This is a genomic window from Devosia sp., assembly GCF_036676215.1.
Lineage (GTDB): Bacteria > Pseudomonadota > Alphaproteobacteria > Rhizobiales > Devosiaceae > Devosia.
In genome coordinates this window covers 1-2,325 of record NZ_JAKFDJ010000092.1, presented here as the reverse complement: position 1 = coordinate 2,325, position 2,325 = coordinate 1, and the positions used below count along the sequence as shown (strand labels likewise).

The window sequence follows — 2,325 nt, the reverse complement described above, 5'->3', positions numbered from 1 at the left end:
GACGCGGCGTGCAGCGCGATGTCTTGCGGAGAATCGTAACGCTGACATGCCAGCAGCATCCGGATGGTCCCGGCATGACAAACCACGATGGCGTCTTGTCGGGCGGCCAGGATTTGGGTATGGAAAGCCTGGACGCGATGTGTCATTTCCAGGACGGTTTCGCCGGCGCCGGGCCGGTATGCAATCAGGTCTGCGGTCCAGGCGTCGATTTCGCTGCGGGCGATCTCGTCCCAGCTCTTCAATTCCCAGTCGCCGAAATTCATTTCGACCAGTCTTTCATCGAAGGTCAACGACGTGGCGCCCAGCGCGGCGGCAAGGGGCTCGGCCAAACATCGGCAGCGCTGCAGGGGGCTGGAATAAAGGGGAAGGCCGGCGGGCAGACGCGCTCGTAGGACGCTCCGGTCCGGCACCAGACTAATCCCGCGGGCTTGCACATGGTTTGTGCCCGGCGTCAAGCTGATCCGGCGCGTCTCCATATGGTCCAGGGCTTGCGTCTCGATGGCAGGGTCTGCTCCGGGGGCAGTGCTGCCTGATGCAGCGATAGTCGTCCTCGTTACCGCATCGCCTGAACCAGACACCGCCAGGGTGGCGAGGACGCGCTCCAGTTCCTCGGGGGCGACGGTGATGTCAGAAGCGCCATAGCAAACAGTGGGAGGCAGGACAGGTGCCGGGTGGCGGATAAGGTAGAGACGCATGACTGGCGCTGTATCAGTGTAGGCTCGCGCTATGTCAATGAAGGGTAGCGCTGTGCATGCAGGCCAAGATGCCCAGGTAGATCGCAACTTCGGACAATTGCTGGACCGCGCCCAGGCAGTCGCCGGTGAAGCCGCCAATGCGGCGCTGGAAGTAGCGGGCCAGCCATGTCGTGGCAAGAGCCCCAGCGGCAATGCCGGCCAGGATGGCGAGCCACGGTATCCAGCCGCCCAAGGCGATTGCGGCCAGCGGAAGCAGTGTGGTCAGAGCAGCGATGGTGATTTCGGGCGTCGTCATGGACTGGGCCAGAGGCTTGGCCTTGCCTTCGTCTTTGGCGTACTCCATGCGCCAGATCAGCACCGCTGAAAACAGGCGCGAGAAGGGGTGGGCGACGAACAGGGCCGCAATAACGGCATGGGCCTGCAGGTGCGCAAGGGTGGCGCATTTGAGCAGCACAAGCAGTCCGATGCCTATTGCCCCGTAGGCGCCGATACGCGAATCCTTCATGATTTCGAGGGTGCGTTCCCGGGTGTACCCGCCGCCGAAGCCGTCGCAGACGTCGGCGAACCCGTCTTCATGGAAGGCGCCGGTCAGGTAGATGCCTGCAATGGTCGACAGCAACACCGCGATGGCGGATGGCAGGATCAAGGCAGACAAAAAGTAGACGAAACCGGTGACTGCGGCAACGACGATTCCTACCAGCGGGTAATAACGCGATGCGTGTTGCAGCCACGCAGGCTCGTACCCGACCCAGCCTGGTATCGGTATGCGCGTGAAGAACTGGAGCGCAATGAAAAAGAGTCGCGACTGGTAGAGGGCGCGTTCGGTCAGGGTCGCGGGACGCCCGCCCCCGGAATCAGCCACGATAGCCTTCCCCTTGCCCACCGGCGGGCGGGATATCGCTGAAGCCGGTCGGGCCGCCAGACGTGTGCAAGGTATCGGCAGCTTCGGATATTTCGCTGACCTTTGCCGACTCGAAGGTGGCCATCTGGCAAAGGAAGTTCACCGCGGCCTGCAGGATGGGCAGGGCCAGCGCGCAGCCGGTGCCTTCACCCAGGCGCAAATCCAGCTGCAGCAGCGGCTTGGCGCCGAGCTTGTCCAGTACGTGGCGATGTCCGTTCTCGTCGGAGCGATGGCAGAACACGCAGTAGTCCAAAATGGCCGGCTGCAGCCTTGCGGCCACCAGCAAGGCCGATGTCACGATGAAACCATCGATCAGCAATATCATGCGCCGTTCTGCTGCCTGCAACATGGCGCCGGCCATCATCGCAATCTCGAATCCGCCGAAGGTGGCCAGCACGTCCAGGGGCGACGACGCATGCGCATGATGCGCCACCGCCATTTCAATGACGCGCCCTTTGTGCAGGATGGCGTCCGGGGCCAGGCCTGTTCCGGCGCCAATGCAATCGGCAATCGGCGTGTCGGCCAGTTTATGAATAATGGCAGCCGCAGCCGTCGTGTTGCCTATGCCCATTTCGCCGAAGCCCAGTACATTGGTGTCCAGCCCGTCGACCAGCGTCATGCCGTACCTCAGCGCCGTTTCGCACTCGTCGGCCGCCATCGCGGGCGTATTGGCAAAGTTGCGCGTACCGGTACCGACCTTGCGCGAAATCAGGCCATCTCGCTTGCCGA

Annotated in this window: 3 protein-coding genes; all 3 read right to left on the bottom strand. The window is 62.9% G+C overall.

The window, feature by feature from the left end:
• Positions 1 to 695, bottom strand: a 695-nt coding sequence (locus V6M52_RS09525) for a histidine phosphatase family protein (protein WP_332700843.1), incomplete at its 3' end; no start/stop codon positions are given.
• Between the two features lie 34 nt (positions 696 to 729).
• Positions 730 to 1,557 (bottom strand): adenosylcobinamide-GDP ribazoletransferase, encoded by an 828-nt coding sequence (locus V6M52_RS09520; protein WP_332700842.1) that lies wholly within the window; start codon positions 1,555 to 1,557, stop codon positions 730 to 732.
• Positions 1,550 to 2,325 (bottom strand): nicotinate-nucleotide--dimethylbenzimidazole phosphoribosyltransferase (locus V6M52_RS09515; RefSeq protein WP_332700841.1); only part of this gene is annotated, 776 nt, incomplete at its 5' end. The genes V6M52_RS09515 and V6M52_RS09520, both read right to left, overlap by 8 nt.